Genomic DNA, 24007 nt, shown 5'->3' on the forward strand with positions numbered 1-24007 from the left:
GGCATGTGGAGCCCACTTCCTCGGCCAAGGGCCAACTCCAATCCGTCACGCGGGCCCTGTCCGTCCTCACCTGCTTCCGCAATGGCGAGGACCTCGGTGTCTCCGCGATCGCCAGACAGCTCGACCTGCCGGTGAGTACCACCCATCGCCTGCTCTCCGCACTCCTCGAGGCAGGCTTCCTGGACAAAATGGACTCGCCCAGCCGGTACCGGCTGGGCACCACGCTGGCCGAATACGGTCAGATCGCCTACCGGCAGCACCGCATCCACCTCGCCGAACCACACCTCGAGGAGCTGGCGACGATCACCGGCGCGAAGGCCTCCATCGCGACGCGGCACGGTAACGATGCCGTTCTGCTGGGAACCAGCAGCTGGCGCGAAGCCGACGGGCACGAACTACAGGGCCTGCGACTTCCCCTGCACGCGAGCGCGCTCGGTAAAGCGCTGCTGGCCTGGGCACCGGCCGGCGAGGAGGATCTGGCCCGGTTGCCCTACGACAGTGGCACCGCACGTTCGGTTTCCGGGCCGGTGGGACTGGCACAGGAACTCGCCCGCACACGGCAGGGCGGTTACGCCTTCAACGACGAGGAACTCGTCCACGGATTCCGGACCATCGGCGTACCGATCGGCGACGAGCCGGGGCCGGCCCGGTTCGCCCTCGGGCTGCGCGGGCCCATCGACCTGATGATCGACGAACGGGTTCCGTTCTTCGTCGACCTCGCGAAGGTCACCGCCCGCAAGATCGCGGACATCCTGCTCTGAGCGGCCGGCCTTCCGGGACCATTTCCGGGTGCAGCAAGGCGGCCGGCGCCTGGATGAGCCGGCCGTATCGGCCCAGTGTCGCGTTGAAGAAGCTGCGCAGGTAGCCGTTCCGCAGATCGAGCGATACGTCCGGATCGATGGTGCCGACCACGCGGACGCTTGACGGCGCTGAGCCGTAGCGTCCAGCAAGCCGGCAGATAGTTAAGTTTTAGCGTGCTAATTATTCGATCGATTCGCCTTTGACTGCAAAATCACCAAGCTTTAGCGTGATAACTGTGACTACGGCAGATGGTGTGGATGACCTGTTGTTGGCCGAATCGGTGCGATGGGCAGTGTCACGGCTGTCGTCGCGGTTGCGGGCCGAGCAGCCCGGTGGGGAGCGGCCGTTGACGCGTCTGGGGGCGTCGGTGCTGGCGAACCTCGCGCACAGTGGCCCGTTGACGGCCTCGAAACTCGCGGCGATCGAGGGGTTGCAGGTGCAGTCGCTGACCCGGGTACTCAACGAGCTCGACGAACTCGGGCGGATTCGCCGATCACGCAGCGCAGTCGATGCCCGGCAGCAGGACATCACCATCACCGACTCCGGGCAGGACGCGTTGCGCGAGCATGTGCGTGACGGAAACGTATGGTTGGCGGCCGCGCTGCGTTCCTCGCTCACCGACGCCGAACGCGCAGTGCTGGAGATCGCCGCGGGCCTGTTGCGTACGGTCGCCGAATCCACCTCCGCCACCGGCGATACGCCGGCGCTCTCGCGCGGCGAGGGCGCGGCACCGGCACTGTGACCACCGAGCGCACCGACAGCCGCCCAGCGGCCGCGCAAGCGGGCGGGGTGGCGCGACGGGGCCGGCTGCTGGTGGTGCTGGCCGGGCTCAGCGGTGCGGCGCCGCTGGCCACCGATATGTATGTACCGGCGATGCCGGAGCTTGCCCGCTCCCTCGGGACCGATACCGCTGGAGCGCAACTGTCGCTGACCGGTTTCCTGGCCGGGATCATCGTCGGCCAGTTGATACTCGGCCCGCTCAGTGACGCCTCCGGGCGCCGGGCGGTATTGCTTTCGGGTGCGGCCGGTTTCACGGTCCTGTCGGTGGCGTGCGCGCTGGCCCCGACCGCGGCGGTCCTGGATGTCGCGCGGTTCGGGCAGGGCGTGGCCGGGGCGGCGGGGATCGTGGTGGCCCGGGCGGTGGTCACCGATGTCTTCGACGATCACGACATCGCGGGTGTGTATTCACGGTTGGGGGCGATCACCGCCGCCGCACCGGTACTGGCTCCGCTGGCCGGTGGTGCATTACTGCTGGTATTGCCCTGGCGCGGAGTGTTTCTCGTCCTCGCCGGTATCGGTGCACTGCTGGCCGCGGGAGTGTGGTGGTGGATCCCGGAGACACTGCCACCGCATTCGCGGCGCCCGGCCGGCCTGGTGGCGGGGTTGCGGTCGATCGGCGGGGTGGCCGGCCGGGGCGCGGTACTGGCTCCGGTGCTGGCATTGTCGTTCGGCGGTGCCGCGGTGTTCGCCTATATCGCCGGCACCACCTTCGTGTTCCAGCAGTTCTATGGGCTTTCCGCGGCGGCGGCGAGCCTGGTGTACGGGGTGAACGCGGTCGGGAACATGCTGGGCAGCCTCGCCTACGGGCGCCTGGTGCGGCGACGGCCGGCGGAGTTCCTGCTGTGCGGGAGTGCCGCGGTGGCGTTGACCGGACCGGTGCTGCTGGTGGCGGTATCGCTCACCGTCGGCGCGGCCATGGTGGTGACGTGGTTGTGTCTGCTGGTGTCGCTGACCGCGTTCGGCGTCTTCTTTCCCGCCGTGGTCACCATCGCCCAGGCCCGCGGACGCAGCGCCCCCGGTGCGACGTCGGCACTGCTCGGCGGCGGTCAGTTCCTGCTCGGCGCCGCGGCCTCGCCGGTCGTCGGGCTGTTCGGCGATACCGGCCCCACGCCGATGGCGGCGATGATGGCCGTGGTCCTGGCCGCGGCACTACTCGCGGCGGTGGCCACCGCCCGGTACGGGGCCACCGATCAGTGTTCGCGCGGGGTGCGCCGCAGCACGGCGAGGTAGGCCCATGCGATCACCCGTTGCGCCGGCCGGGTCAACGGCCCCGCCAAGCGCGTCAACCGGCTCGCCGGCCGCGAGAACGCGGTGACCACGCCGGACACCATATCGGTGTCCGGGTCGTACTCCACCGCGAACAGCTCTTCCCCGCTCTCCGGGTGCCCGGGCAGGGTGCCGTAGGCGAAACCGATCCGGTCCGCCTCGTTCAGGACGTAGACGACCCGGCACGGCGCGCGCAACCCGAATCGGCCGATACCGAGCTGCACCGTGACATCGGCACCCGGCTCCGCCACGGGACTCCGCGCGTCCCGCAAGATGCCCAGCCCGCGTTGCATCCGGTAACGGAGCACGGCCGCGCCCAGCCGGTGGAATTCGGTCCGCCCGCGGCCGACCTCGCGGCGAAGTCGCAGGTGATGGTAGCCGGGAGGCAGTTCGTCACGGGTCGCGCCGATCTCGGTGTAGGTGAATCCGGGCCGGGCGGGCGATTCGTTCATCTCTCGATCCTCGCGATCTCGGACGGGTTACGCGAGCCTGCGCCGCGGTCAGCCCGGCCTCCGGACGCCCTCGGGCGTGGTGGTGATCGCGCGCGCAACCGTCCGGGCGATCTCCTCGTCGGTCAGGGCGCTGTCCTGGACCAGGGCGTGGGACAGCACCGTGCGCACGACGACTTCCGCTGCCTGCCGTGCGGGCAGGGCGAGGGTGGGGTCCGCACGGCTCGCGATCAGCGCTTCGGCGAAGGCCGCGACCGTGCCGACCAGCGTGAGCCGTGAATCCCCCGCTTCGATCGCGACGGTGAGCAGCCAGGCGGGTTCGTGCACCCGGATGTAGCGGAATGCCCGGTGCTCGCGGAGATAGCGGAGAGCGAACAGCGTTGCCGCATAAGCCATCTCACCGGCCGAAGCACCGGGATCGATCGCAGCGAACGCGGCGGCCACCATTTTGCCCACTTCGTGGCGGCCCACCGCCGAAACCAAACCGTCCTTGTCGCCGAACTCCCGGTAGGCGGTGGCCCGGGAGACACCGGCCCGGGCGGCGACGGCGGTATGGGTGAGCGCGTCCAGACCGCTCTCCGCGATCAGCGCGACCGCCGCGTCCAGCAGCGCGTCCGACGACCGGGTCGAAGGGGTCATGGCTCTTTTTACCCCGAAACGGCCGGGAGCCGGTCGACCCGGTGGCCATTCTGAGACTCACTTGCCATTTCGTCTCAGTTCGGAGTAGCGTCCGATTGCGCGGCAGGCCGGCGCGGGGCCGGGACGACGAGGTCGGAGGCAGAGATGAGCGCAACCGGGTATGCGGCATCGCGCGGGCATGCCGTCGTGCTGGGGGCGAGCATGGCCGGGCTCCTGACCGCCCGCGTCCTGAGCGAGAGCTTCGCGCGGGTGACAGTGATCGAACGCGACGATCTGTCGGCCCCGGGGGACCGGCGGGGTGTCCCCCAGGGCCGGCATGTGCACGCACTACTCGCCCGCGGCCGGCAGATACTCGAGGAATTCTTCCCGGGAATCACCGGCGACCTCCTCGCCGCGGGCGCGGTGGAATGCCGCTCGCTGAGCGAGATGCGGATGACGGTGGCGGGCCACACCCTGCGGCAGTCCGATGCCGGATACTCACTGCTGCAGGCGAGCCGGCCCTTCCTGGAATGGCGGGTACGGGAACGGGTCCGGGCGTTGCGGGGTGTGGAGTTCGCCGACAACACCACTGCGGCCGGTCTGCTCACCGATACCGGGCGGACGCGGGTCACCGGGGTTCGACTCGATACGGGTGCGGAGATCCGCGCCGACCTGGTGGTCGCCTGCACCGGCCGGCACGGGCCGATCAACGACTGGCTGGCCGATCTCGGCTACGACCGCCCGCCCGAGGAAGGCGTGCGGATCGATATGAAATACGCGAGCCGCTATATCCGGTTACCGGGCGGCTCGGTGGGCGGCGACAAGGAGATCGTGGTCGCGAACCAGGATCCCGCCCGGGGGCTGGCATTGTTCGCGGTGGAGGACGACCGCCACATTCTCACCCTGATCGGGTACGGCAAGGACCATCCGCCGGCCGATCCGGACGGCTTCTGGCGATTCGCGGCGTCGGTGGCGCCACCGGATGTCCGCGCGGCGCTGGTGGACGCCGAACCGCTGACCGATATCGCGACCTACCGCTACCCGGCCAACCAGCGCCGCCGCTACGAGCGGCTGGATCGCTTCCCGCGGGGGCTGCTGGTGCTGGGCGACGCCGTCTGCAGTTTCAGTCCCGCCTTCGGTCAGGGCATGACGGTCTCGGCCCTGCAGGCGCTGCGACTGCGCGAGGTTCTCGCCGCGGGCGACCACGCGCTGTCCCGGCGCTTCTTCCGCGCGGTCGGGGCGACCGTCGACGATCCCTGGGCCATCACCCGGCTGTTCGATCTCGCCATGCCCCACGTGGATACCGCCGACGCGGCGCCGCTGCGGGCACTCGGCCCGCTCACGGGCCTCGCGATGACGATCGGCGAACACGATCCCGCCATCGGCAGGCAGGTCGCCCGGGTGGCCGGCCTCCTCGACCCACCCGCTTCCATGCTCCGCCCGGACCTGGTGGGGCGCGCGGCGCTCACACTGGGAACCCTGGGTATCCGGCGGCTGCGCCGGACACCCGGCCCGCCCACCGAATCGCCCATGGCACTGTTCGATCCGCTCCCGCACGGCCCCGCCCAGGGCTTTCACCGGCTGACGGTGCGATCGGTGGTCCCCGATACCGCCGACAGCGCGGTACTGGAATTCGAGATACCCGAGTACCTGCGGGACCGGTTCGCGTTCACCGGCGGCCAGCACGTGATCATTCGCGGAACCCGGTACGGCGAACCGATACGCCGCAGCTATTCACTCTGCGACCCACCGTCATCGGGACGCCTGCGCATCGCGGTCAAACGAGTGCCCGGCGGCGCGTTCGGCGCATACACGGCCGGCGGCCGCATCACCGGAACCGCGCTCTACGTCTCCGAGCCGACCGGCGCGTTCACACCGGCACTCGATCCGGAGGCCCGGCGAACCTATGCGGCGGTGGCGGCGGGCAGCGGGATCACACCGATCGTATCGATCCTGGCCGCCTTGCTGGAGTCCGAACCGTACAGCACCTGCACCCTGCACTACGGCAGCCGCGACCGCGCGCGCATCATGCTGGCCCGCGAAACAGCCGACCTCCTCGCCCGATTCCCGGACCGGCTGCGCGTTGTCCATCACCTCTCCCGTGTCCGCGCAGACCCCGTGGAAACCCGCACCGGCTCGGAGCCCGGCACCGGCTCCGGCGCGACCACCACCGCGGAGTACCGGTCCGGGCGGATCGTCCCGGCCGACCTCGCGGAGCAGCATGCCGATCGCTGGTTCCTGTGCGGACCGCGGCCGCTGGTCTCCGATACGGTCGCGGCATTGACCGCACGCGGCGTCCCCCGTGCGCGAATAATGGTGGAACTGTTCGATACCCGGCGACCGCTTCCGGCCGCGGCCGCCACGGGAGGCCGCAGCCGGGTCACCCTCACCGGGCACGGCCGGCCGCTCGTATTCGAGATGCCGCGCGACCGGACGATCCTCGACGCCGCACTGGACGAGCGCGAGGATCTGCCCTACTCGTGTCTGGGCGGTTCCTGCGGAACCTGCCTGGCGACCGTGGAAAACGGTACAGCGCGGATGGAACCCGACCCACTGGCCGCGATCACCGACGGCGAACTCGCCGCCGGCCGCGTGCTGCCCTGCCGGGCTCACCCGGTCACCGCGGAGTTGACCCTGCGTTTCGGGCGGTGACGGGCCGGGCTGCCCGGTCCGGCGCGTCCGGCAGGTGCCGCAGGGCGCCCACGGCTCACCCATCACATGGCCTCGAACCGCCGGATCGCTCCCTTCGGAGCCCCTTCCGGCTCAGCCGGAGAACGCGTCCACCACGGCGGCCGTCGCGTCCGCGATGGCCTGGTTGTTCGGGACCGCGGCCTGATCGTCGGTGGCCGACCGGGTGAGAATCACCAGGACCAGCGGAGTTCCGGCGGGATTCCAGACCACACCGGCGTCGTTGACCGAGCCGTACGAACCGCCGCCCGTCTTGTCGGCCGCGGTCCAGCCCAGCGGTAGCCCCTTGCGAATCCGCTGTTCGGAGGTGACGCTCGCGCGCATCCACGTGGTGAGCTTCGCGCGGCCGTCCGCGCTCAGCCCGTCGCCCAGGATCAGGCTCCGGTAGCCGGCCGCGAGGGCGGCCGGTGTGGTGGTGTCGCGCGGGTCGCCGGGGGCCGCCTCGTTCAGTTCGGTTTCCCAGCGGTCCAGCCGCGTTTCACCATCGCCGACGGTGCGCGCGAATTCGGTGATCGCGCCGGGTCCGCCGATCCGGCGCAGCAGCAGATTGCCGGCGGTGTTGTCGCTGCGTTCGAGGGCCGCGCGGCTGATTTCGGTCCAGCTCAGTGTCGATCCCACCGCGGTGCTCGTCACCGGCGAGTTCTCCACGATATCCGCGGCGGCCACCGGTACCCGCTCGTTCAGATCCAGCTTGCCCTGCTCGGCGAGCCGCAGGACGGCCGACGCCGCATAGGTCTTGAACGTGGAGCACATCGCGAAGCGCTGATCGGCGTTCCGGCCGAAGACGTCGGCACTACCGGGAACGAAGGCGGTGATGCCGTATCGGATCCCGTGTTGCTGTTCGAGGGCCGCCAATCGGGTGTTCAGCGCGCTGAAGTCGCGGGTACCGGCGGTGGTCGAGGCGGGCGCCGAAGTGGCCGGATCGCCGGCGGCGCCGTCACCGGCCGCGCAACCGCCGGCGGACAGCGCGGCGGCCACCAGCAGAAGCGTCAGCGACCGGCCGGCCCGGTGGATGGGTCTGTTCGTTTTCACCACCGCAGCACACACGGACGGGCGCACTCCACGCCAATATCCGATTCGCCCGGTTCCGAGACGCAACCGATATCGGCGCAGGTGGGAGGCGATTCCGGTGCGCTGCTGTCAGGTGGTCATGGCGTCCAGGACCGCGGTGGTCGCCTCGGCGACGGCGGTGTTGCTCGGTGCCGCGATCGGGTATCCGGTGGTCGAACGGCTGAAGATCACCAGGACGACCGAGGTTCCGGTGGGACTCCAGACGACGCCGGCGTCGTTGACGGTGCCGAAACCACCCGCACCGGTTTTATCCGCCGCCACCCAACCGACCGGCAAACCCTTACGCATCCGCTCGCCCGAGGTGACGCTGCCGCGCATCCATCCGGTCAGCATCCGGCGGTACTCGGGAGCGAGGCCGTTACCGAGGATCAGCCGGTGGTAGCCGGTGGCGAGCGCGGTCGCGGTACTGGTGTCGCGGTTGTCCCCCGGCAGCGCCTCGTTGAGCGCGGGTTCCCAGCGGTCGAGCCGGGTTTCGGTATCGCCGACGGTACGCGCCAGATCCGTCACTGTCTGCGGCCCTCCGATCCGGTCCAGGATCAGATTGGCGGCGGTGTTGTCGCTGCGCACGATGGCGGCCTGCGCCAGGCTGTACCAGGTGAGGGTTTCGCCGACCCGGTAACTGGTGACCGGCGAGTTCGGCACGATCTCCGCCTCGGAGATCGGCACCCGCTCATCGAGTTTCAGTTCCTCGCGTTCGGCGAGCCGCAGCAGCGCGGCCACCGCGTACACCTTGAAGGTCGAGCACATCGCGAACCGGTCGTCGGCGTTCCATTCGACCGTGCGGGCGCCGGTCGGACTGTAGGCGGCGATCCCGTACATCACGTTGTGCCGCTCCTCGAGCTCCATCAAGGTGGTGGCGAGCGCGGAGTTCCCGGGTACGTTGAGAGTAGGCAGTGCCGGTGGCTCGCCCTTGTCCGCACTACAGGCGCCGCCGGCCAGCGCGACAACGGCGAGCGCGGCCGCCAGTGTTCGACCTCCCGCGGGCACACGCGATTCGGATCGGTGGGGGTTCACTCCGGCAGCACACACGCACTATCGGGGCCACCGCCAATATTCGACACTCCCGCCTGTCATTCCTATTTGATATGAATGCTGGTAAATGGGGTTTTACACGCCCGATTCGGCGTGTCGACCGGCTACCGGCAGGCCCCCGGAAGGCCCCTGGTTCAATGTCGCTATGGACCTCATCCGCCATCTCGGCTATTTCGTCGCCATCGCGGACGAGGGTCATTTCGGCCGGGCCGCCACGGTACTGGATATGACGCAACCTCCGCTCTCCCAGGGGTTGCGGCGGCTCGAGACCCGGCTCGGGGTCGAACTCGTGCACCGCACCCGGCAGGGCGCCGTACTCACCGCGGCCGGGCGGCAACTGCTGCCCCGGGCCCGGCTGCTGGTCGACGACGCCGCCCGGCTACTGGCCGAGGCGGAACGCATCGCCCGCACCCGCGGCACGGTGCACTGGGGAGCGACCGCGGCACTGCCCGACCGGATCGTCACGGCCTGCGTCACCGCTCTACGCAGCGGGAACACCTCCGGTGAAGCGGTATCCACCGATGTGGCCGGCACCGTCGACCTCGTCACGGCGGTGCGGTCCGGGCTGTGCGATGTGGCGGTGATCGAACATCCGGCGCTCGTCGACGGTGTCGAGTCCCGGCCGGTGGTGAAACTACCCCGCTGGATCGTGGTCCCCGCCGATCATCGCAGCGCGACCACCGAACGCCCGGTGTTCCCGATGCTCGCCGGACTCACCCACGCCGCCTATCCCCGGGCCGCCAATCCCCCGGCCTCCGATACGGTCCGGGACCTGTTGCGCGAGCGCGGCCTCGACGTTCCCACGGTGACGGTGCACGACGACCGCGCGGTACTCGCCGCGGTGGCCGCCGGAACCAGTTTCGGTCTCACCACCACCCCGCCGGCCGATATCCCGGGGGTCGCCTGGTTGCGGGTCGCGCCGCACGCGGTGGCGTTGCGCTGCCGGGTGATCCACCGGCCCGGCGCCGAGGACCAGGCCGACGCACTGGACCGGGTGCTCTACCGGGAACGCCTGCGGTGACGGCCGCCGACCGCATCCGCGCGGTGTTCGCGGACGCCGGGTGCACCGGCCGGTTGCATGCCCGCCGCTGCGACGACAGCACACAGGAGATCTCGATCGGCGGCGCCGAACGGGTGGTCACCGCGTCGGTGTACAAACTTCCGCTGCTGCTCGCCTACTGCCGCGCGGTCGACGCGGGCCGCATCGATCCGCTGTCCCGCCTCACCGTGGATCCCGCCGACTGCACGCCCGGGCCGACCGGCCTGTCCGCCCTGCACGATCCGGTCACCCTGAGCCGCCGGGACCTGGCGACCTCCATGATCACGGTCTCCGATAACGCCGCCGCGGATCTGCTACTCGGTGAGATCGGGCTCGCGGCCGTGCACGAACTGGTCGAATCGGCCGGACTCGAGCAGACCCGGCTGGTCGGCGGGACCAGCGATGTCCACCGCACCCTGGTGCGCGATACCGATACCCACGACACGGCGGCGGCGTTCGCCGCGCTCGCCGACAACGACGAGGCCTGGACGGTCTCCGCCTACGACCCCGCCTATACGAGCGCGACCACCCCGGAGGAGATGACGCGGTTGCTCGCGGCGCTGTGGCGCGGTGAGGTGGTGTCGGATTCACAGACGGAATTCGCGCGGTCGGTGCTGCGCCGTCAGGTCTGGCCGCACCGGATCGCGGCCGGCTTTCCGCACCGCGGTGTGACGGTCGCCGGGAAGACCGGAACCATCGGGATCATCCGCAACGAGGTCGCCGTAGTCGAGTTTCCGGACGAGTATCCGGTCGCGGTGGCCGTTTTCACCAGGGCCGCCCGGGCGGACCCCGCGCTGCCCGCCGTGGACGCCGCGATCGCGGAGGCCGCGCGGATCGCGGTCACCGAACTGCGCCGCGCGCTGCCCACCGAGTGACCCGGCCGGCACCGGACGACCGGCGGCACCGGCCCGGGTGACCGCTCATCCGGCAGGCGGAGCCTTGGGGGCGCCCGTGTCGTCCGGTCGCTGCTGCCACGGACCCTCGAATGTCAGACCGAAAGGCCTGCCCAGCGTATTCAGCGCTTCGGGAACACCGAAGACGGCCTCGCCGCTGTAGTCGAGATCCGGTGGATTCACGAGGCAGAAGACACCGGAGGGAGGAGCCGACAGGCCCGGCACGTAGGTGGCGAAGGTCAGCGCTGCCTCCAGATCTTCGTCCTCGTCACCGGGGTAGACCAGCCACGATTCGACCTCGCCGTTCCACTCGAACCGCAGCTCCCAGGTGTCGTCGTTCTCGACCAGCCGCACATCGCCGATCGTCGCCGCGCCCCGGGTACACGCGGCCACGGACTCCAATTCGCCGCGGTACCAGTCGAGCCGCTCCTCGTCGTCCGCGTCCCGGATCCCACGAAACGTCTTGTAATCGAAGGTGTAGCGAATTCCCAGATCGCTGAGCAGATTGCGTACCGCACTCCGATCGGTGTGACCGTAATAGCTCAGCGGCTCCTCCAGTTCACCGAGCCGCAGCACCGCGGCCGGTGTCGCCGGATCGACCAGGCCGAGCGCGACGATCGTGTCCACCACCTCGCGAGTGGAGTGTGCGGGGCACACGGATCCTCCTTTCTGTGCGGCACGGGCGTCCGCCGGGCCGAGTATGCGCAGCCGGGCAACCCACTGTCCGCCGGACTGTGCCCAGTACCGGGAGCATCGCAATGTCCATAATTGAGATGATCTTCGGGCCGATCCGGTCCATACTCGGGTCTTCGTGATCCACAAGTCGAAGGGGTGGGGGTATGAAACTGGCAGAAGCATTGTCCTTGCGCGCCGACGCGGCGCGCCGGATCGAGCAGTTGCGTGCCCGCATCGTGGGCAACGCCCGGTTCCAGGAGGGTGAGGAGCCCAGCGAGGATGCGGCGGCCCTGCTCCGGGAAGCCGGTGCGGTGCTCGACGAGTACGAGGCCCTGATCCGTCGGATCAATCGCACCAACGCCGCCACCGTCCTGGGCGCCGACGGCACGCTCACCGACGCCCTCGCGCGCCGGGATGCGCTCCGGTTGCGGCATTCGTTGGTCACCGACGCCGCGGACGCCGCGGCGGGCAAGAACCGGTCCGGTTACGCACGCCAGCTCCGGTCGGAGCTGAAGATCCTGTCCGCGCTGCCGGTCGCCGATCTCCGCGCGCGGGCCGACCGGTCGGCCGCGGAGCTGCGGGAGCTCGATGTACGAATCCAGCGGACCAACTGGGAGGTCGACCTGCTGGACTGATCGCGGTAGGTGGAGCAGGTAGTCGTCACGGAGGCGCGCACAACCCGCTGACCGACGGGCAATCGGTCACCTCCTGGCGCACGGAGGGCAGTGCACGGGGTTCGACTCCCCGAGAAACAACGCAGCCCAGCAGCGTGCACAGGTGAGCGCGCACCGCGCACAGCACACAACCGGGTGCGGATCCGTGACGATGAGGGCGGGTACGGGGTACTCCACCACCGCGAAAGGTCCGGCGCCGAGAGACCGGAGACGATCCCGCCGGCCGGAGCCGCTGCGACGACCCGGCCCACGCCCGGTCGCACGCGGACCCGCGCACTCGTGGCCCGGACAGTAGGCCTACTGTCCGGGCCACGAGTGTTATTCGTATCCGGCTACTTCAGCATCGACCCGCAGTCGACGGGCAGTGTCACACCGGTGAGGTAGCGGGCCTCATCGGAGGACAGGTACAGCACCGCGTTGCTGATATCGATCGGATCCACCCACGGCACCGGCAGGGTGTGGAACATCTGGCAGATCGGCGCCATATCGTCGGCGGTCGGGTTCTCCAGATCGGGGCGGAACATCGCGAAGGTCTTCTCGTTCATGATCATCGCGGTGCTCACATGGGTCGGATGCACCGAGTTGACCCGGATCATATGCTGACCGAGTTCCACCGCGAACGCGCGCATCAGGCCCACGACACCGTGTTTGGCGGAGACGTAGTGACCGGTCTGCGGATAGGCCTTGAGACCGCCTACCGAGCTGGTGAGAACGATCGACCCGCCGCGGCCGCCCTCGAGAATATGCGGGACACCGGCCTTCACCGATTTCCAGACACCGCTCAGATTGACGTCGATCATGTCCTGCCAGACCGTTTCGTCGGTCTCGGCCAGGGTATCGCCGCCGCTGGCGATCCCGGCGTTGGCGACGATGATATCGAGCCGGCCCAGCTTCCCGACCGCCTCGGCGAGCGACGCCTTCAGCGCATCCGAATCGCGGACGTCGACCTCGGCGGTCACGACCTTGCGGCCGGTGGCCTTGACCAGCTCCTCGGTTTCGGCGAGATCGTCGGGGGTGGCCAGCGGGATCTCCACCGTGTCGATCGGCTTACAGATATCGATCGCGATGATGTCGGCACCCTCTTCGGCCAGCCGCACCGCGTGGCTGCGGCCCTGGCCGCGCGCCGCGCCGGTGATGAAGGCGACCTTGCCTTCGACCCGTCCGGTCATGTCTACCTCTTTCCTCGATCCGGCCGTATCCACCGGCCGGATCGTGTTATCGCTTCGGGTATTTCGTGCTCTGGAACGTCAGCGTTTGGGCGTGAAGGTGATGTGCACGTCGGTCAGGCCGCGCAGGATGAAGGTCGGCTCGAAGTTGAAGGTCGGGTTGTCCAGGGAGCCGTGCTTTTCCGGGTCGACCCGGATATCGAGCATCCGGTCCAGGATCCGTTCCAGCGATACCCGGCCCTCGACCCGCGCCAGCGGGCTGCCCGGGCAGGTGTGCACACCGCGGCCGAAGGCCATGTGCTCCCGGAAGTTCGGGCGGTCCAGGTCGAATTCGTGCGGGTTCTCGAAACGCCGCGGGTCGCGGTTGGCCGCACCCGGGCAGACCATCACCAGCGACCCCGCGTCCAGCGGCACCTCACCGATCTCCACCGGCTTCTTCGCCAGCCGGAAACCGCTCTTCACCGGCGCCTGCATCCGCAGGGTCTCCTCGATGAAGACCGGGATACGGCTACGGTCGGCGCGCAGGGCGTCCTGCAGATCCGGGCGGCTCACCAGGAATTGCATAGAGCTGCCCAGCAGTTTGGCGGTGGTCTCCTGACCCGCGGCGAAGAGGAAGGTCGCGGTCCGCACCACCTCGATCACCTCGGGCGTGGAACCGTCGGGGTATTTCGCCTGGGCCAGCGAGGTGAGGACATCGTCCTGCGGGTTCTTCCGCCGGTCCGAGATGAGTGTGCTGAACAGGTTGTCCAGCCATTCCAGCGGGTTGACCGGCACGATCTCCTTGTCGATCGACCCCACGGTGGGACCGCCCGCGAGGTTGATGCGGAGGTCCTGGTGATATTCCTCCGGCACGCCGAGCAGATCGGCGATCACCAGCAGGGTGAAGACCTTGGCATAGGCGCCCAGGAATTCGCATTTCCCGTCGTCGATGAATTCGTCGAGCTGTTTGTCGGCGAGCTTCCACATGAACTCCTCGTTCTCCTTCAACCGCGAAGGAACGAGCAGTTTGTTCAGCAGCGAGCGGGCGGCGGTGTGATCCGGCGGATCCATCGTGACCATATGCTCGTGCATCGGCAGTTGTTCACGGTGCGCGGCGATCTGACCGGTGATGTCGTCGCCTTCGGGGGTGAACGGCAGCGGGGGGAACGGGCCGCCGACGGCGATGCAGGAGGAGAAGGTGTCCGAATCGCGCAGGACGTCGACGGCCTCCTCGTACCCGGTGACCGCCCAGACGCCGTAGTTGGGCTCCTGCGTCACCGGGCATTTGGCGCGCAGATGGTCGTAGTAGGGGTGCGGGTCGGGGACCAGCGCAGGGTCGGTGAAGTAGTCGACCGTATCGAAATCGGTCACGGGAACCTCCTGATATCAACAGAATCGTGTTGCCAACCGTGGGTCACCGGTTGATACGGCTCGTATGCTCCGTTGCCCGCTCGGGCAGTCGCCGCCGTAGGTCGTGGTCGACGCGCACTGCCGCTCCGGGATTTCCACAGCCGCCTCCTCGCGCCGTCGCGCATTCCATCCGAGATCACAGCCGTATCCCGATGACGATCCGGGACGACCCTTGCTGAGCGAGCGCTCAGATGTGATGCTGAGCACATGCTTAGCATGGTCGGCGGGAGCGCGTCAACAGTGGCCGTCCGCGGGATACCATCCCGGGTGATCCCATGACCGGCGTAGCTGCGCTGACATTGCGGAAATCCTGAAGGAGGCCGAAACATGTCATCCCCTCGTCGGCTCGGTGCGCCCGACGCGAAGAACCGCGGAGTCCTCATGGACGCCGCGGAACGACTGATGATGGAACAGGGCTGGGCGGCCGTGACCTCGCGGCGGATCGCCGAATACGCCGGCCTCAAACCGCAGTTGGTGCACTACTACTTCCGGTCGATGGATGACCTGTTCCTGGATATGTTCCGGCGCCGCGCCGATCAGGGCCTGGAAGCCCTGGCGCAGGTGCTGAAATCCGATCGCCCCCTGCACGCGCTGTGGAAGTTCAGCACCGACACCACGGCGGCCCGGTTCACCATGGAATTCGTCGGGCTGGCCAACCACAAACCGGCCATCCGGGCCGAGGTGGTCCGCTACTCCGAACAGTTCCGCGCCGCGCAGACCGAGGCACTGGCCCGGCTGCTCGAGGGCTACGGAGTGGATATGAGCCGCTTCCCCGCCGATGTGCTCTCGGTGCTGATGACCAGCGCGGCCCGGATGGTCGTGCTCGAGGAGGCCCTCGGGATGACGGCGGGTCACGCCGAGACCTTCGCGTTCGCCGAACGCGAGATCGGCTTCCTCGAGAACGGGGCGTAGGCGGCTCATCCCGGGCTCATTTACCGCGGTTCATCACCCGGTCGGCCGCCGCCCAATGCGCATCCGACACCCAGAGTTCGGCGAAGGCCGCCACCGCCTCGGGCGGGCTCGCGCCGTCGACGACCCGTTTGATCGAGCCGGCGGCGGGCGTTGCCAGCGTGCGAGCCAGTGCCCGCCACCCCGCGTCGAATTCCGCGCGCGGCAGCACCCGGTCCAGCAACCCGGCGCGTTCGGCGGCCGCGGCGGTCAGGATCTCCCCCGTGCCCGCGAGCAGTAACGCCCGGCTGCGCCCGACCAGCCGGGACAGCCGTTCCGCACCGCCCCAGGCCGGCATGATCGCCAGTGTCACCTGATTGAACCCGATCTTGATGTCGTCGGCGGCGATCCGGATATCCGCCGCCACCGCGACCTCGGCGCCGCCACCGAGCGCATGGCCGTTGAGCGCGGCGATCACCGGCCCCGGAAAGCTCGCGATCTTGTCGCAGACCTCCCGCATCCGGTTCGCCATCGCGGAGGCCTGCTCCACGGTCCGCAGCGCGGCCAGTTCCTTGAGATCGCCGCCGGAGACGAAGGCCTTGTCCCCGGCACCGGTGATCACCAGAGCCCGGGCGCCGGCCGCCCCGTCGATCGCTTTGTCGAGCTCGTCCATCGTGTCCAGGGCGATGGCGTTGCGGGCATGCGGCCGGTTGATGGTGACGACGGCCAGACCGTCGGCCAGTTCGAGCTCGATCACAACTTGTTCTCCTCGACGGAAATATGATTCTCTTACATAGAGAACCATATACTTTCCCGCCGGTCTCCGGCGCTGGGATCGGGAGTTCGAAATGCCGCATCCATCGCATCCGGGCGAGGGCCCTGCCTCGTCACGCTCCGCCACCCCCTCCGGGCTCGACTCGCCTCTGCGCACAATTCCCTCCGAACTGGCCGTTCGCTACCGGAAAGCAGGCTGGTGGGCCGACGAAACGCTCGGCGAACTACTCGCCCGCAGCCTCGCGGAGGCCCCCGAGGCGATCTTCCGGGTGCACTCCCGGATCCGGCCGTGGTCGGGGACCTTCGCCGAGGTGGAGCGGATCGCGCGGCGGCTGGCCGCCGGATTGCGCCGCCGTGGCGTCGGACCGGGCGATCTCGTCGCGTTCCAGCTGCCGAACTGGATGGAGGCGGCGGCCACCTATTGGGCCTCGGCCCTGCTGGGCACGACCGTGGTCCCGATCGCGCATTTCTACGGACGCAAGGAACTCGGCTACATCCTGGGCGCCGTCACACCCAAGGTGTTCATCACCTGTGAGCGTTTCGGCCATAACGAATTCGATCCGCAGGTCCGCGAATCGGTGCCGGTGGTGGGAGTGGTCGGCCAGGACTTCGACGATCTGCTCGAGCCCGAGCCGATGCGCGGGCTCCTCATCACCGACCCCGACGCGCCGGCCTGCATCGCCTTCACCTCGGGCACCACTCGCGCACCGAAGGGTGTCGTGCACAGCCACAACACCCTTGGCTACGAGGTGCGCCAGCTCGCCGGGATGTACCCGCCGGACCGCGGTGATCAGCTCACCGCGGCGCCGGTCGGCCATTTCATCGGCATGCTCAACGCCCTGCTCATCCCGGTCCTCGACGGCGCGCCGATCCATCTGCTCGATATCTGGGACCCCGGATGGGTGCTCGAGCTCATGGAGACCGAGAACATCTGCGTCGGCGGCGGGGTGAGTTATTTCATGACCAGCCTGCTGGACCACCCGGACTACAAGCCCGGACATCTGGCCCAATTGCGCTACGCCGGACTCGGCGGTGCGGCGGTACCGGTGACGGTGAGCACCCGTCTCGAAAAACTCGGCATCACCGTGTTCCGCTCCTACGGCAGCACCGAACATCCGTCCATCACCGGTTCACTCGCCACCGCAGCGGCGGAAAAACGCCTGTTCACCGATGGTAACGCGCTGCCCGGTGTGGAGTTCCGGCTGACCGAGGACGGGGAGATCATCAGCCGTGGACCGGATCTCTGCCTGGGTTACACCGATCCGGAACTCACCGCCCGCACCTTCGACGACGACGGCTGGTACCACACCGGCGATATCGGCGTCGTGGACGACGACGGTTATCTGACGATCACCGACCGTAAATCCGACATCATCATCCGGGGCGGAGAGAACGTGAGCGCCCTCGAGGTCGAGGAAGTGCTGCTCGGCCTGCCGGGCGTGGCCGAGGGAGTCGCGGTGGCCGTCCCCGATACCCGCCTGGGTGAGCGTACGGCCGCGGTGGTGCGCTGCCTTCCCGGCCGGCCCGAACCCGATATCGAGACCCTGCGCGCGCATTTCGCGCAGGCCGGGCTGGCCAAGCAGAAGTGGCCCGAGGAACTGCATATCGTCACCGACTTCCCGCGTACCCCCAGCGGAAAGATCCAGAAATTCGTCATCCGGCGCGAGCTGGCCGCGGCGCGCAACGAGGCCGTTGCAACCGAACCCTGATGAGAATACGATTCTCATAAATAGCCAAGGAGGATTCCATGAGCAAAGTCGATCTGCCGTACCAGCTCTTCGACGCGGACAACCATCTCTACGAGACCAAGGAAGCGCTCACCCGGCATCTGCCCGAGAAGTACAAGGGCGCCATCCAGTACGTCGAGATCAACGGCCGCACCAAGATCGCGGTCCTCGGCCAGATCAGCGAGTACATCCCCAACCCGACCTTCGAGGTCGTGGCACGCCCCGGCGCGATGGAGGACTACTTCAAGCACGGCAACCCGGAGGGCAAGAGCCGGCGCGAGATCTTCGGCAAGTCGATGAAGGCGATCGACGCCTTCCGCAACCCGGAGGCCCGGCTCCAGGTCATGGACGACCTGCAGTTGCAGCGCGCGCTGATGTTCCCGACCCTGGCCAGCCTGGTCGAGGAGCGGATGCGCCACCATCCCGAACTGATCCACGCGGTGATCGAATCGCTGAACCGCTGGATGCTCGACGACTGGGGCCAGGACGGCAACTTCGTGCACTCCGGCCGGATCTTCACCGTGCCGGTCATCACGCTGCCGATCGTCGAACGGGCGATCGCCGAGCTGAACTGGGCCGTCGTCGAACACGGCGCCAAGGCCATCCTGGTGCGCCCGGCCCCGGTCCCCGGCTTCAAGGGGATGCGCTCGTTCGCGATGCCGGAGTTCGATCCGTTCTGGAAGCGGGTTCAGGAACTCGATGTGCTGGTCACCATGCATTCCTCGGATAGCGGCTACTCCCGCTTCGACGCCGAATGGGATGGCAGCGATTCCGAGATGCTGCCGTTCCAGACCAACACCTTCGCCATGACCAACCAGTGGCGGCCGGTGACCGACGCGGTCGCGTCCTGGGTGTGCCACGGTGCGCTGAACCGCTTCCCCGACCTGAAGATCGCCGTGATCGAGAACGGTTCGGCCTGGCTCGAACCGCTGTTGCAGCAGTTGTCGGATGTCTACAAGAAGGCCCCGGAGGGCTTCGGCTTCCGCGATCCGATCGAGGCCATCAAGAAGAGCCTCTACGTCAGCCCGTTCTGGGAAGAAGACCTGGAACGCCTGTCGCAGGTCATGGGTGAAGACCATGTGCTGTTCGGTTCCGACTGGCCGCACCCGGAGGGCCTTGCCGAGCCCGCGCGCTACATCAACGAGATCAAGGACATGCCCCAGGAGAAGCAGGCCAAGATCATGGGCGGCAACCTGGCGCGGCTGCTGAAGGTATGAGTTGGCAGACCATCCCGCAGTTGGCGCTGTCGGCGGCGGACCGCTTCGGTGATGCCGAAGCGGTCGTCGACGGCGAGCTGCGGTGGAGCTTCGCCGAACTCGTGGACCGGGTGCGCCGGGCCGCGGGGGCGTTCGCCGAAGCCGGTATCGGTAAGGGCGACCGCGCCGCGGTGTGGGCGCCCAACTCGGCGGAATGGATTGTCGCCGCCCTCGGTCTGATGACCGCGGGCGGCACCCTGGTCCCGGTCAACACCCGGTTCAAAGCGGAGGAGGCCGCCGATGTGATCCGTCGCAGCGGCGCCAAGGCCCTGCTGGTGCAGAAGGGGTTCCTGGGCGGCGACTACCCGGCGCCGCACGGGGTGCCGGTCTACGACCTCAAATCCGATTTCCTCACCTCCGGTGATCCTTTCGAACGCGAGGTCGCGGGCACCGATATCGCCGACATCATCTACACCTCGGGCACCACCGGGCGCCCGAAGGGCGTGATGATGAACCATCTGCAGACGCTGCGGCTGTACGCGGAATGGTGCGATCTGGCCGATCTGCGCCGCGGCGACAAGTATCTTATGGTCAACCCGTTCTTCCACACCTTCGGGTTGAAGGCCGGCATCGTATCCTCACTGATCCGGGGCGCGACGATGCTGCCGGTTCCGGTGTTCGACGTCGACAAGGTGCTCGAACTCGTGGAGACCGAACGGGTCACCATGCTCCCGGGACCGCCGACGCTCTACCACTCGCTGCTGGAATACCGTGGCGCGCGCGATATCTCCTCGTTGCGCGCGGCGGTGACCGGCGCCGCCGATATCCCGGTCGATCTGATCCGGCGCATCCGGGAGGATCTGCCGTTCCAGTCGATCATGACCGGATACGGGCTGACCGAAGCGGGGACCGCCACCGCCTCACGCCCCGGGGACACCTTCGAGCAGATCGCGACCACCGCGGGCAGCGCCTGCGACGGGATCGAATTGCGTATCGCCGACGACGGCGAGGTCCTGATCCGCGGCTACAGCGTGATGCAGGGATATCTCGACGATCCGGAGGGCACGGCGGCGGCGGTGGACGCCGACGGCTGGCTGCACACCGGCGATCTCGGCAGCCTCGACGACAGTGGCCGGTTGAAGGTGATCGGGCGCAAGAAGGATATGTATATCGTGGGCGGGTTCAACGCCTACCCCGCGGAGATCGAGGGTTTCCTCCTGGAACATCCCGCCGTCGCCCAGGCCGCCGTGATCGGCGTCCCGGATGAGCGGCTCGGGCAGGTGGGCAAGGCCTTCGTAGTGAAGCGCGGCGCACTCGGCGAAGCCGAACTCCTTGCCTGGAGCAAGGACCGGATGGCCGGGTACAAGGTCCCGCGGTCGGTGGTGTTCCTGGACGAGCTGCCACTCAACGCCACCGGCAAGGTGATGAAGGACCAGCTGCGCTGACCGGAGCAGTTCCCGGCTGCCGTATCGGCGGCCGCCGGGATCCGGTGCGCATCACCCGCGGACCCACTGTGTCCGCACCCCTCTCTCGTCTTCGATTCGGCGTGCGGCCGACCCGGCCGGATCTCGACCGGGGCACCCGCCACGGTGTATCGTCGAACACAAAAGAGAGTGTGATTCTCATAATTAGAGATTTTCGATCTCCTAGTCCGGGCCGCGCCCGGCGTCGACCTTGAACAGCGAGGAGTCCGGTGAATATCGACGACATGATTCTGGTGAGCATCGACGACCACGTGGTCGAACCGCAAAATATGTTCGACAACCACGCGCCGAAGAAGTACGCCGAGTACGTGCCCAAGGTCGTCGTCGACGACAACGGTATCGATCGCTGGATCTACCGGGACCGCCCGACAGGTGTCACGGGCCTCAACGCCGTCGTCTCCTGGCCGCCCGAGGAGTGGGGCTACGATCCCGCCGGTTACGCCGAGATGCGGCCCGCCGTCTACGACATCCACGACCGGGTCCGCGATATGGACGCCAACGGCGTTTTCGCTTCCATGTGCTTCCCGACCTTCACCGGATTCAGCGCCGGGCATCTGAGCCGCGGCGGTATGGACGACATCACCGTCGCGATGATCTCCGCCTACAACGACTGGCATATCGAAGAGTGGGCGGGCGCCTATCCGGGCCGGTTCATCCCGCTGGCGATCCTGCCCATGTGGGACCCGAAACTCGCGGTCGCCGAAATCGAGCGGGTCGCCGCCAAGGGCTGCCATTCGGTCACCATGCCGGAACTGCCGCATATCGACGGTCTGCCCAGCTACCACGATATCGACTACTGGGGCCCGGTGTTCCAGGCGCTCTGCGATAACGACACCGTGATGAACCTGCACATCGGACAGGGTTTCGGTGTTCTCAAGCTGGCACCGAACGCGCCGATCGACAACCTCATGGTGCTGGCCCCCAGCATTTCCCTGATCGCCACCCAGGACCTGCTGTGGGGACCGGCGATGCGCACGTTCCCGAAACTGAAGATCGCCCTGTCCGAAGGCGGTGTCGGCTGGATCCCGTTCTTCCTGGACCGTTCCGACCGGCACTACACCAACCAGCGCTGGCTGCGCCGCGATTTCGGCGGCAAGATGCCCAGCGAGGTGTTCCGGGAGCATGTCCTCGCCTGCTACGTCACCGACCCGACCTCGCTGAAACTGCGGCACGAGATCGGTATCGACAATATCGCCTGGGAATGCGACTATCCGCATTCCGATTCGCTGTGGCCGGGTGCGCCGGAGTTCGTCCTGAACGAGCTCCAGCAGGCGGGCGCCGACGACTCCGATATCGACAAGATCACCTGGCAGAACGCCTGCCGCCACCTGAGCTGGGATCCGTTCGAACATATCCCCCGGGAACAGGCCACCGTCGGCGCGCTGCGCGCCAAGGCCACCGATGTGGATCTGTCGACCACCACCCGCGCGGAGTACGCGCAACGATTCGCCGCCAAACACGCGAGCTGACCTGTACGACTCCGGCCGGCCACGACGTCGTGGCCGGCCGAGTCGTGCTGCGATGGCGGCATTTCGGATTCACTCGATCAGGCGCACAGGCCCGCGGCGGCGATGCGGTCACGGGCCAGGTCGCGCTGCTCCGTTCCGACCGCCGCGTGGTGCCCCCCTCAGCCGAACGGCGACCTGTCGACTCAGCCGAACGGCGACCTGTCGACTCAGCCGAACGGCGATCTGTCGATCGCGCAGCGGGTGTCTTCGGGCGGCAGGGAACCGGTGAACAGATAGTCCCGCTTCACACGCTCGGTACAGGCGCTCGGCACATACATGCTGCTGTGCCCGGCGCCTTCGGTCACCACCACCCGCGCATCGGCCAGCTGGGCGGCGCCGGACTCGGCGCCGGCGAGTGGGGTCGCCGGATCGAACCTGCTGTTGAGCACCAGGATCGGCGCCGCGGTGCGCCGGTTCCACGGGCCGGTGTACCGGTCGTCGTCGTGGCCCTGCCAGAACGCACAGGCGATACTGCTGAATACGGCTACGCGCCCGAAGGAGGGCACCCGCCGGTCTTCCGATACCGCCGCGCGACTGTAGCTTCCGGTATCGGCCGGGACAGCGCTGTCGGCGCATTGGATCGCATGGTAGGCCTCGGTGCGATTGCCCGAGTAGGACGAGCCGGCGGCCGGCAACGGGCCCGGAATCGAAGTACCCGCCTCGAACAACGTCTGGAGCAGGGCCGCGAGGCCGGGATAACCGGACGGCTGTGACAGCCCGGCCGCCGCGTTGACGATCGCCGCATAGGTCCACTCCTGGCCGTCGACCCGGATGGGTGCCAGGCGCGCCCGCTCGGCCAGTGTCGTCCATTTGAGCTTCGGGTCGCCGGAAGAGAATGCGCAACGCGGGCCCGCGGCGGCACAGTCGCGCAGGAAGGCGTCGAAGGTTGCGGCGATGGCGTCGGCGACGTTCTGTCTGGTGTCCAGCGGTAATACGGCGCCCTGCGCGGCATGTCCGGTGATATTGCCCTCGAAGTCCAGCGATCCGTCCAGCGCCATCGCCCGGACCCGGCCGGGGAACATGTTCGCGTAGTCGGCACCGAGTTGGGTGCCGTAGGAGATGCCGTGATATGTGAGCTGGGCATCGCCGACCGCGCGGCGCAGCAGGTCCAGATCCCGGGCGGTGTTACCGGTCGACGCGTGATTCAGGATCGGCCCGGCCTGTTGCGCACAGCGATCGGCGAACTGCCGGGACCAGTCGTAGAACGGGGCTTCGTCGCCCGCGGACGCGGGCATAGCGGGAGCCGAGTTCAGAAAGGCGAGTTGTTCGTCCGCGTCCGGGAAGCAGCGCGCCGGTGCGCTCCGGGCCACCGAGCGCGGATCCCAGGACACCACATCGAAACGCGACCGCAGTTCCTCCGAGAACAGCCACGGCCACCGCGCCCGCTCCCGCAGCCGGTCCACACCGGAAGCGCCGGGTCCGCCGAAATTCACGAACAAGGTGCCGATTCGGCGTCCCGGGTCGGTAGCGGGCAATTTGATCACCGCGAGCCCGATCCGGTCGCCCTGGGGCCGGTGATAATCCAGCGGCACGTCGGCCGTGGCGCACTGGAAGCCGTCCTGGCAGTCCGACCACTGCAACGCCGGAGTCGCCGCGCCCTCGGCCAGCCGATCGATATAGGGGTCGATCCCGTCCTCCGCCGAAACCGGCACCGGCATACCCAGCACGCCGAGGGCGACCGCTATTGCCAGGAAAGCACACCGCGTCCGGAAATATCCGTTGGGCCCGAATCGAATAACCAAACCAGGGCCCCTCCGCGGACAACATCGTCGAACCGGACGATCCTGCCACACGAGCGGTACCGGCGCCCTATCGGTTCGTCGCGCCGCCATCGTCATCGGCGTCGCGAAGACTCGGCGGGTTCGGGTCGCGTCCAGGAGAAACGGATG

The 24007-nt window shown here is 68.2% G+C and carries 21 protein-coding genes; 12 read left to right on the forward strand and 9 right to left on the reverse strand.

From position 1 onward, the window contains the following. The first annotated feature begins 5 nt into the window (after window positions 1-5). From AB0F41_RS02600 to AB0F41_RS02610, 3 genes are all read left to right on the forward strand, one after another. On the forward strand, window positions 6-761 hold the full coding sequence (locus AB0F41_RS02600; RefSeq protein ID WP_357420913.1) for an IclR family transcriptional regulator: 756 nt from the start codon (window positions 6-8) through the stop codon (window positions 759-761). Between the two features lie 275 nt (window positions 762-1036). Next, the gene (locus AB0F41_RS02605; protein ID WP_357420914.1) at window positions 1037-1543 is read left to right on the forward strand and encodes a MarR family transcriptional regulator; all 507 of its coding nucleotides are present in this window, start codon (window positions 1037-1039) and stop codon (window positions 1541-1543) included. Further along, the gene (locus AB0F41_RS02610) at window positions 1540-2811 is read left to right on the forward strand and encodes a Bcr/CflA family efflux MFS transporter (RefSeq protein ID WP_357420915.1); all 1272 of its coding nucleotides are present in this window, start codon (window positions 1540-1542) and stop codon (window positions 2809-2811) included. Before AB0F41_RS02605 ends, AB0F41_RS02610 begins: the two co-directional genes overlap by 4 nt. On the opposite strand, the gene AB0F41_RS02615 is transcribed toward AB0F41_RS02610, so the two are convergent. Both AB0F41_RS02615 and AB0F41_RS02620 read right to left on the reverse strand, forming a co-directional pair. Further along, a complete protein-coding gene (locus AB0F41_RS02615; protein ID WP_357420916.1) occupies window positions 2772-3299 on the reverse strand; it encodes a DUF1990 domain-containing protein in 528 nt (175 codons plus the stop codon). The two genes, AB0F41_RS02610 and AB0F41_RS02615, sit on opposite strands and share 40 nt — an antisense overlap. Window positions 3300-3347: 48 nt before the next feature. Beyond that, window positions 3348-3935, reverse strand: coding sequence for a helix-turn-helix domain-containing protein (locus AB0F41_RS02620; protein WP_357420917.1), 588 nt, complete (start codon window positions 3933-3935; stop codon window positions 3348-3350). 144 nt (window positions 3936-4079) lie between these two features. On the opposite strand from AB0F41_RS02620, the gene AB0F41_RS02625 reads away from it, so the two are divergent. Next, entirely contained in the window at window positions 4080-6566 is a 2487-nt protein-coding gene (locus AB0F41_RS02625) for an FAD-dependent monooxygenase (protein ID WP_357420918.1), read from the forward strand. Window positions 6567-6677: 111 nt separating this feature from the next. On the opposite strand, the gene bla (AB0F41_RS02630) is transcribed toward AB0F41_RS02625, so the two are convergent. Both bla (AB0F41_RS02630) and bla (AB0F41_RS02635) read right to left on the reverse strand, forming a co-directional pair. Then, window positions 6678-7634, reverse strand: coding sequence for a class A beta-lactamase (gene bla / locus AB0F41_RS02630; protein ID WP_357420919.1), 957 nt, complete (start codon window positions 7632-7634; stop codon window positions 6678-6680). A gap of 108 nt (window positions 7635-7742) precedes the next feature. After that, a complete protein-coding gene (gene bla, locus AB0F41_RS02635; RefSeq protein WP_357420920.1) occupies window positions 7743-8660 on the reverse strand; it encodes a class A beta-lactamase in 918 nt (305 codons plus the stop codon). Window positions 8661-8850: 190 nt separating this feature from the next. Between bla (AB0F41_RS02635) and AB0F41_RS02640 the strand changes: the two genes are divergently transcribed. Then, window positions 8851-9726 (forward strand): LysR family transcriptional regulator, encoded by an 876-nt coding sequence (locus AB0F41_RS02640; RefSeq protein WP_357420921.1) that lies wholly within the window; start codon window positions 8851-8853, stop codon window positions 9724-9726. After that, window positions 9723-10619, forward strand: a complete 897-nt coding sequence (locus AB0F41_RS02645) for a serine hydrolase (RefSeq protein ID WP_357420922.1) — start codon at window positions 9723-9725, stop codon at window positions 10617-10619. The genes AB0F41_RS02640 and AB0F41_RS02645 overlap by 4 nt, the downstream gene beginning before the upstream one ends. 45 nt (window positions 10620-10664) lie before the next feature. On the opposite strand, the gene AB0F41_RS02650 is transcribed toward AB0F41_RS02645, so the two are convergent. Beyond that, complete coding sequence (locus AB0F41_RS02650; RefSeq protein ID WP_357420923.1) at window positions 10665-11294, reverse strand: hypothetical protein; 630 nt, start codon at window positions 11292-11294, stop codon at window positions 10665-10667. Between the two features lie 182 nt (window positions 11295-11476). Here AB0F41_RS02650 and AB0F41_RS02655 point away from each other — a divergent pair, with 182 nt between their 5' ends. After that, window positions 11477-11947 (forward strand): DIP1984 family protein, encoded by a 471-nt coding sequence (locus AB0F41_RS02655; protein ID WP_357420924.1) that lies wholly within the window; start codon window positions 11477-11479, stop codon window positions 11945-11947. 371 nt (window positions 11948-12318) lie between these two features. On the opposite strand, the gene AB0F41_RS02660 is transcribed toward AB0F41_RS02655, so the two are convergent. Both AB0F41_RS02660 and AB0F41_RS02665 read right to left on the reverse strand, forming a co-directional pair. Further along, window positions 12319-13155: a mycofactocin-coupled SDR family oxidoreductase gene (locus tag AB0F41_RS02660; protein ID WP_357420925.1), complete on the reverse strand. Its 837-nt coding sequence runs from the start codon at window positions 13153-13155 to the stop codon at window positions 12319-12321. A 78-nt stretch (window positions 13156-13233) separates the two neighbouring features. Next, window positions 13234-14502: a cytochrome P450 gene (locus AB0F41_RS02665; protein ID WP_357420926.1), complete on the reverse strand. Its 1269-nt coding sequence runs from the start codon at window positions 14500-14502 to the stop codon at window positions 13234-13236. A 366-nt stretch (window positions 14503-14868) separates the two neighbouring features. Here AB0F41_RS02665 and AB0F41_RS02670 point away from each other — a divergent pair, with 366 nt between their 5' ends. Next, complete coding sequence (locus AB0F41_RS02670) at window positions 14869-15453, forward strand: helix-turn-helix domain-containing protein (protein WP_357420927.1); 585 nt, start codon at window positions 14869-14871, stop codon at window positions 15451-15453. Window positions 15454-15469: 16 nt separating this feature from the next. Here the strand turns inward: AB0F41_RS02670 and AB0F41_RS02675 are convergent, their stop codons facing one another. Continuing rightward, complete coding sequence (locus tag AB0F41_RS02675; protein ID WP_357420928.1) at window positions 15470-16186, reverse strand: enoyl-CoA hydratase/isomerase family protein; 717 nt, start codon at window positions 16184-16186, stop codon at window positions 15470-15472. 166 nt (window positions 16187-16352) lie between these two features. Here AB0F41_RS02675 and AB0F41_RS02680 point away from each other — a divergent pair, with 166 nt between their 5' ends. The 4 genes from AB0F41_RS02680 (at window position 16353) to AB0F41_RS02695 (ending at window position 22079) form a co-directional block, all read left to right on the forward strand. Continuing rightward, window positions 16353-17912 (forward strand): AMP-binding protein, encoded by a 1560-nt coding sequence (locus AB0F41_RS02680; RefSeq protein WP_357420990.1) that lies wholly within the window; start codon window positions 16353-16355, stop codon window positions 17910-17912. Between the two features lie 38 nt (window positions 17913-17950). Beyond that, window positions 17951-19147, forward strand: coding sequence for an amidohydrolase family protein (locus AB0F41_RS02685; protein ID WP_357420929.1), 1197 nt, complete (start codon window positions 17951-17953; stop codon window positions 19145-19147). Next, window positions 19144-20571 (forward strand): FadD3 family acyl-CoA ligase, encoded by a 1428-nt coding sequence (locus tag AB0F41_RS02690; protein ID WP_357420930.1) that lies wholly within the window; start codon window positions 19144-19146, stop codon window positions 20569-20571. Before AB0F41_RS02685 ends, AB0F41_RS02690 begins: the two co-directional genes overlap by 4 nt. Before the next feature lie 248 nt (window positions 20572-20819). Then, the gene (locus AB0F41_RS02695; protein WP_357420931.1) at window positions 20820-22079 is read left to right on the forward strand and encodes an amidohydrolase family protein; all 1260 of its coding nucleotides are present in this window, start codon (window positions 20820-20822) and stop codon (window positions 22077-22079) included. A gap of 206 nt (window positions 22080-22285) precedes the next feature. On the opposite strand, the gene AB0F41_RS02700 is transcribed toward AB0F41_RS02695, so the two are convergent. Further along, window positions 22286-23860, reverse strand: a complete 1575-nt coding sequence (locus tag AB0F41_RS02700) for an alpha/beta hydrolase (protein ID WP_357420932.1) — start codon at window positions 23858-23860, stop codon at window positions 22286-22288. Between the last annotated feature and the right edge of the window lie 147 nt (window positions 23861-24007).

The organism is Nocardia sp. NPDC024068 (genome assembly GCF_040638875.1).
In the GTDB taxonomy this organism is placed as follows: Bacteria; Actinomycetota; Actinomycetes; order Mycobacteriales; family Mycobacteriaceae; genus Nocardia.